Consider the following 6,740-nt stretch of genomic DNA (forward strand, 5'->3'; position numbering starts at 1 on the left):
CAGGCGCTGCAGGCGACCAACCTCCGATTCGGCCTGCCGGTGCAGACCGGCCTGACCATGCAACCGGTGATGCCCGCATGAGCGCGACGACACCCGAGAACGCCCCCACCGTGGTCAAGCTCGGCGGCAGCACCGTCGACGACCTGGCCGACGCCTGGTGGGACGACCTCGCCGAGCACGCCCGGCAGCGGCCGCTGGTCCTGGTGCACGGCTGGTCCAAGCCGCTGAAGAACCTCGGCGCCCGCTACCGCGACCCGTCCGCGGTCCTGCGCGACCGCTACGGCAACCAGAGCCGCTGGACCACCCCCGAGGTGATCGAGGACATCAAGCAGGTCAGCGCCCACCTCGCCGCGGGCGTCCTCGCCCGGCTGGAGCGGCGCGGCGTCACCGGCGAGCGGCTGCTCGGCAGCGACGGGCTGGTCACCGCCGGCGAGGGCGAGCGCTGGTGGTGGAAGGACAAGCAGCTCGTCGAACTGGAGAACCTGGTCGGCCCGATCACCGGCGTCGACCCGACCCCGCTGAAGGGCCTGCGGCCCGGCCACGTCCACCTGGTCACCCCACTGGCCAGGAACACGGCCGGCCAGGAGGTCAACACCGACGCCGACCGGGCCGCCGCCGCCGTCGCCGGCGGCATCGGGGCCGGGCAGCTGGTCCTGGTCACCGACGTCGCCCACCTGCTGATCGACGACCGGCCGGTGCACCGGATCACCGCCGAGGCCGCCGCGAAGTTCCGCGACAAGGGCGCCACCGGCGGCATGCGCAAGAAGCTCCGGGCGGCCGGCGAAGCCCTGGAACGGGGCGTGGAGCGCGTCGTCATCGGCAGCGCCCCCGTCACCGACCTGGTCGCCGAGCGCACCGGCACCGTCATCACCCGAACCTGAGCAGCGAGGAGCCCCGCACGTGGCGAAATCCCGAGTGCTGGTCGTCAACAACGGGACGCTGTCCCTGAAACAGCTCCGCAGCCGCTTCGAGGAGTTCGGCTCGGAGACCGAGGTGGCCGCCGCCGACGCGCTGCCCGCCCGGCTGGACGGCCGCTACCAGGCCGTGGTGCTCAGCGGCACCAAGGTCCGCGCCTACGACGGCGAGTTCTACAAGCCGCTGATCGACCTGGTCAACGAGGCCGACGTCCCGGTCTTCGGGATCTGCGGCGGCATGCAGGTCATCGCCGTCGCGGCCGGCGGCCGGCTCGCCGAGGGCCCGCAGCGGGTCGGCGGCCACCGGGCCGAGGTCGACACCGAGGAGCCGCTCTTCGCGTACGTCGGCCCGGAGGTGACGGTCTTCCACCGGCACACCCTCTACCTCCAGGAAGCGCCGGCCGGCTTCCGCGCGATCGGCCGCTCCGAGCACGCGCCGGTGGAGTTCATCCGCTCCGAGGACGGCCGGATCCTCGGCTCCCAGGCCCACCTGGAGTTCCGCAGCGACGGCCGGGAGATCCTGCGCGGCTTCGCCCGGCTCTACCAGCAGTGACCCCCACGCCCCCGAATCCTGAACCGTCTGTGCACCGGAGGACCCCGCAATGACTTCGACACGACCGCAGCCGCCCGCCTTCACCACCCACCTCAACGGCAGCGGCGGCACCCTCACGGGCTGGGTGGTGGTCGACTCCCTGGTCGACGGCCTGGCCATGGGCGGCACCCGGATGACCCCCGGCGTCACCGAGGAGGAGGTCGCCGGACTGGCCCGCGACATGACCGAAAAGTTCACCCTGGCCGGGCTGCGGATCGGCGGCGCCAAGGCCGGCATCGTCTCCGACGGCAGCGACCGCGAGCGGACGTTCCGCACCTTCGGACGCACCGTCAAACCGCTGCTGCACGGCGGCATCCACCTGGGCATCGACATGGGCGTCACCCCCGCCGACCGGGCGGTGTTCTTCGAGGAGGCCGGCTACGACCCGCGCTACCGGCTCGGCGCCCCCGACATGCCGATCGACTGGCGCACCTACTACGAGCCGCTGATCGACTGCACCGGGCACGGCGTCGGCGTCGCCGCCGTCACCGCCCTGGAGGCGGGCGGGCGCACCGGCCCGGCCCGGGTCGTGGTGCAGGGCTTCGGCGCGGTCGGCCGCGCGGTCGCCCAGTTCCTGGAGGACCGCGGCCACTCGGTGGTCGGGGTCGCCGACATCGGCGGCACCATCAGCGCCGACCGGCTGCCGGTCGCCGACCTGGTCGACATCACCGACGAGTTCGGCCGGATCGACCGCAGCCGCCTTCCGCAGGGCGTCACCCTCTCCGGCGAGCCCGACGCCTGGCTCGACCTGGACGCCGACCTGCTGGTCCTGGCCGCGCAGAAGTACGCGCTGAACGCCGAGAACGCCCACCGGCTGCGGGCCCGGCTGGTGGTCGAGGGCGCCAACCTCGCCTCCACCGACGAGGCCAAGGAGAAGATCGCCGCCGCCGGGTCGGTCCTCGTCCCCGGCGTGATCGCCAACATCGGCGGCGCCGGCTCGGCCGCCCTCGCCGTCACCCGGCAGGTCCCGTTCGAACTGCCCGCGCAGGCCCGCAAGCAGTGGGTCTTCGACTGGGTCGGCGGCCGGGTCCGGCAGAACACCCACGACCTGCTGGAGATCGCCGCCGGCCGGGCCGGCAACCCGCTGCCCGAGCTGCTGGACGCCCGCCGCAAGGAGCGCGGATGACCGCCGCCGCCGAGACCGTGACCGCGGGGAGCACCGCCGAGACCGTGACCGGGACGCTGGAGACCACCGCCGAGGCCGCGCCCCCGTCCTTCACCCCGTCCCCGGAGCGCGCCGCCGAGTACCTGCGGCGCGGCTGGTGGCGCCGGGAGACCTTCCTGGACGACCTGCGCCGGCAGGCCCGGCTGCGCCCGCGCAAGCTCGCCGTCGCCGCCCGGCGGATCGGGGAGTCGCGCACCGACACCCTCGACTACGCCGAACTCGCCCGGCTGACCGACCGGTTCGCCGTCGCCCTGCTCGAACTCGGCGTCCGGCGCGGCGACTTCATCGCCGTCCAGCTCCCCAACCGGTGGGAGACGGTGCCGCTGCTGTTCGCCGCGATCCGGATCGGCGCGGTGACCTGCCCGATCGACCCGGTCTGCCAGGAGGAGGAGCTGCGCCACCGCCTCGAACTGACCGGCGCCCGGGTGATCGTCACCGTCCCCGAGTGGAACGGCTACCCGCTGGCCGCGCACCTCACCGCGCTCAAGGCCGACCTGCCGCTGGAGCACGTGGCGGTGGTCGGCGGCCGGAGCCCCGGCACCCTCTCCTTCGAGGACCACTTCGTCCACACCCCCTGGGAGGAGGGCCGCACCGGCGACCTGGAGGGCCTCGAACTCACCCCCGACGAACCGTTCGTGGTGCTGTTCACCTCCGGCACCACCGGCCTGCCCAAGGGCGTCCTGCACAGCCAGAACACCGTCCACGCGGCCGTCCGCGGCTACGCCGACACCTTCCTGCTCGACGACGGCCTGGTCGCGGCCGTCACCACCCCGCTGGTGCACTACTCCGGCTTCGGCCAGGGCGTGCTGACCGGCGTCATGGTCGGCGGCACCGTCGCCTTCCAGGACCTCCGGCGCAACGACGCCCTGCTCGACCTGGTCGAACGGTACGGCGCCACGCTGGTCTACGGCCCGCCGAGCACCCTCGCCGACATCGTCCGCGCCCAGCGCGCCGAACCCCGCGACGTCTCCACCCTGCGGTACGCGATCACCGGCTCCGCGCCCGTCCTGCAGGACCTGGTGGACGACGTCCGCGAGACGCTCGGCGCCCGCACCTACTCGGTGTGGGGGATGTCCGAGTTCGGGCCGGTCACCATCACCCGGCTCGACTACGACGCGGACCGGGCCGCGTACAGCAACGGCGGGCCGATCGACGCGATGGAACTGCGGGTCGACCACCCCGACGACCCGACCGTCCGGGCCGCCGTCGGCCGGCTGCGGGTGCGCGGCGCCGCCCAGTCGCTCGGCTACCACAAGCGCGCGGACGCCTTCGCCGCCGAACTCGACGCCGACGGCTGGTTCGACACCGGCGACCTCGCCCGCACCGACGGCCGCGGCGGCGTCCGGATCCTCGGCCGGGCCCGGGACGCCCTGCTGCGCGACGGCGCCGTCGTGCCGATGACGGAACTGGAGGCGATCGTCTCCCGCCACCCCGACGTCGCCGAGACCGCCCTGGTCGGCACCACCGGGAGGCACGACGACCCGATCCTGGCCGTCGTGGTGCCCAGCGGGCCCGCCCGCCCCGACCTGGACGGCATCCTCGCCCACCTGCGCGCGGCCGGCCAGGAGGAGCGCTTCCTCCCCGAGCGGCTGGTCCTGGTCGACGCCCTGCCCAAGACGCTCACCGGCAAGGTCCGCAAGGCCGAACTGCGACGGCGCCATGGCGGCCAGTGACCCCGGCCGCCCCGCCGCCCCGCCGTCCACCCCCCAGCCCGAACCGACCCGTGGAGTCCGCCGATGACCGAGCCCGCCCCGGTGACCCTGTCGGCGACGCTGGCCGCCGACGAGGCACTCGCCCGCCGGCGCGCCGCGGGGGAGCAGGTCCTGATGATGGCCAGCGGGGAGATCGGACTGCCCGTCCTCCCCGAACTGCGGGCCCGCCTCGCCGCCGCCGTCGGCGAGGCGTCCTACGGGCCGGTGGCGGGCAGCCCCGCGCTGCGCGCCGCCGCGGCCGGCTACTGGCGGCGGCGCGGCCTGGCCGCCGACCCGGACGCGGTGGTGGCCGGGCCCGGCAGCAAGTCCCTGCTGTTCGCGGCGGTCAAGGCGATCGGCGGCGACGTGGTGGTGCCCCGGCCCAGCTGGGTCAGCTACGCCGCCCAGGCCGCGCTGGCCGGGGCCGCCGTCCTGCGGGTGCCGGTCCGGCCCGGGCAGGGCGGGGTGCCGGACCCGGACGCGCTGCGGGAGGCCGTCCGGGCCGCCCGCGCCGCCGGACGGGACCCGCGCTCGGTCGTGGTCACCCTGCCGGACAACCCCACCGGCAACGTTGCCGCGCCCGACACCGTGCGGCAACTGGCCGAAGCCGCCCGGGAGCTGGACCTCTTCGTGATCTCCGACGAGATCTACACCGACCTGGTCCACGACCCGGACACCCGGGCGGCCTCCCCGGCCCTGTTCGCCCCCGAACGCACCGTCGTCACCGGCGGCCTGACCAAGAACCTGGCGGTCGGCGGCTGGCGCACCGGCATCGCCCTGCTGCCGCCGGGGCCGGCCGGACGGCAGCTGCGCGAGCGGCTGGTCGCCGTCGCCAGCCAGATCTGGTCCAGCCCCCCGGCCCCCGTCCAGGCCGCCGCCGCCTACGCCCTGGACGAACCGCCGGAGGTCACCGCCCGGGTGGCCGCCGCCACCCGGCTGCACGGACGCGTCGTGCGGGCCGTCGCCGAGCGGTTCACCGCCGCCGGGGCCCTGCTCGACCCCGTCCGCGCGACCTGCTACCTCTACCCGGACTTCGAACCGCTGCGCGACCGGCTCGCCACCGCCCACGGCGTGCGCACCGGTACCGCGCTGGCCCGGCTGCTCACCGACCGGTACGGCCTCGGGGTGCTGGCCGCCGAGGAGTTCGGCGAGGACCCCGGACCGCTGCGGCTGCGCGCCGCCACCAGCCGGCTCTACGGCGACACCGCCGAACGGCAGCAGGCCGCGCTGGCCGCCGACGACCCGCTCGGCCTGCCCTGGATCCGGGCGTCCGTCGACCGGATCGAGGAGGTCCTGGCCGACCTCACCGTCGCACCCGCCACCACCCGCTCCACCACCCGCTCCGCCGTCCGGCCCGCTCCGGGCCCGGCACACCGATCAGCACAGGAGGAACCGGAGATGACCGTACTCTTCGAATGCGAGTACCAGGGCGAGCGGTACGCGGGCTTCGAGAAGCCCGTCCCCGGCGCCCCGCTGACCCTCTACCGGGTCGACGACGGCCGGCTGCGGGCCGAGTTCGTCGCCGCCGGGAGCCCCGAGGACGTCGTCGCCGCGATCAAGGCCGGGGCCGAGCCGGTCGTCGTCGAGGGCGGCGAGGACGAGATCCGCTACCTGCCCCCGCTGCTGCCCGAGACCACCGGCGACGCCCTGCTCAGCGGCTTCATGCGGACCCACCGCTCGAAGTTCGAGAAGGAGCCGGTCGAGGGCGAGGAGTTCGTGGCGCCGAACTGGTTCTTCAAGGGCTTCGGCTCCTGGCTGCGGCTGCCCGGCGACCAGCTGGTCGCGCCCAAGCGCTCCGTCGCGCTGATCGAGGAGCCCGAGGTGGCCCTGGTCTACGTCAACGACGACGCCGGCAACCCCCGGTACGCCGGCTACACCTTCGGCAACGACCTGTGCGACATCGGCCTGCACATCCAGAACCCCGGCTGGAACCCGTACTGCAAGCTGGTCGACACCTCCATCGCGCCCTGGCTCTTCCTCGGCGAGCCGCCCGCCTCGGTCACCGGCCGGGTCACCATCGAACGGGACGGCGCCACCGCCTGGGAGGGCCCGTTCGACTGCGGCGAGGACGCGCTGTACTTCAAGGTGCGGGCCATGGTGGACCACCTCTTCGAGTACCCGGCGCTGCGCCGCCCCGGCCTGGTCCACTACCTGCTGCTCGGCGCCGACAAGGCCAGCTACCACGACGGGTTCCGGATCGCGGACGGCGACCGCATCACCATCGACGTGAGCAGCCACGGCGTGGTGCTGTCCAACCAGGTGGTCTTCGGCCTGCCGGACGCCGCCTCCTGACAGTGAGGATGTTCATGAGCGGTTCCCGGGCAGGTCTGACCCACCTCCTGACTGACCTCGGGTCCTCAACGGGATTTGTCGGCTTC

Annotated in this window: 5 protein-coding genes; all 5 read left to right on the forward strand. The window is 74.5% G+C overall.

Annotated elements, in window-relative coordinates:
• Positions 1-77 precede the first annotated feature (77 nt).
• The 5 genes from ACWEO5_RS37525 to ACWEO5_RS37545 all read left to right on the forward strand — a co-directional run bounded on the left by ACWEO5_RS37525 (position 78) and on the right by ACWEO5_RS37545 (position 6,654).
• Positions 78-881, forward strand: coding sequence for an amino acid kinase family protein (locus ACWEO5_RS37525; RefSeq protein ID WP_452166564.1), 804 nt, complete (start codon positions 78-80; stop codon positions 879-881).
• A 19-nt stretch (positions 882-900) separates the two neighbouring features.
• Positions 901-1,467: a type 1 glutamine amidotransferase gene (locus ACWEO5_RS37530; protein WP_344559728.1), complete on the forward strand. Its 567-nt coding sequence runs from the start codon at positions 901-903 to the stop codon at positions 1,465-1,467.
• Positions 1,468-1,516: 49 nt separating this feature from the next.
• Positions 1,517-2,632 (forward strand): Glu/Leu/Phe/Val dehydrogenase dimerization domain-containing protein, encoded by a 1,116-nt coding sequence (locus tag ACWEO5_RS37535; RefSeq protein WP_452166565.1) that lies wholly within the window; start codon positions 1,517-1,519, stop codon positions 2,630-2,632.
• Positions 2,629-4,344, forward strand: a complete 1,716-nt coding sequence (locus tag ACWEO5_RS37540) for an AMP-binding protein (RefSeq protein ID WP_452166566.1) — start codon at positions 2,629-2,631, stop codon at positions 4,342-4,344. Before ACWEO5_RS37535 ends, ACWEO5_RS37540 begins: the two co-directional genes overlap by 4 nt.
• Before the next feature lie 63 nt (positions 4,345-4,407).
• The gene (locus ACWEO5_RS37545; protein WP_452166567.1) at positions 4,408-6,654 is read left to right on the forward strand and encodes an aminotransferase class I/II-fold pyridoxal phosphate-dependent enzyme; all 2,247 of its coding nucleotides are present in this window, start codon (positions 4,408-4,410) and stop codon (positions 6,652-6,654) included.
• The last annotated feature ends 86 nt before the right edge of the window (positions 6,655-6,740 follow it).

Source organism: Kitasatospora sp. NPDC004272, from assembly GCF_053603035.1.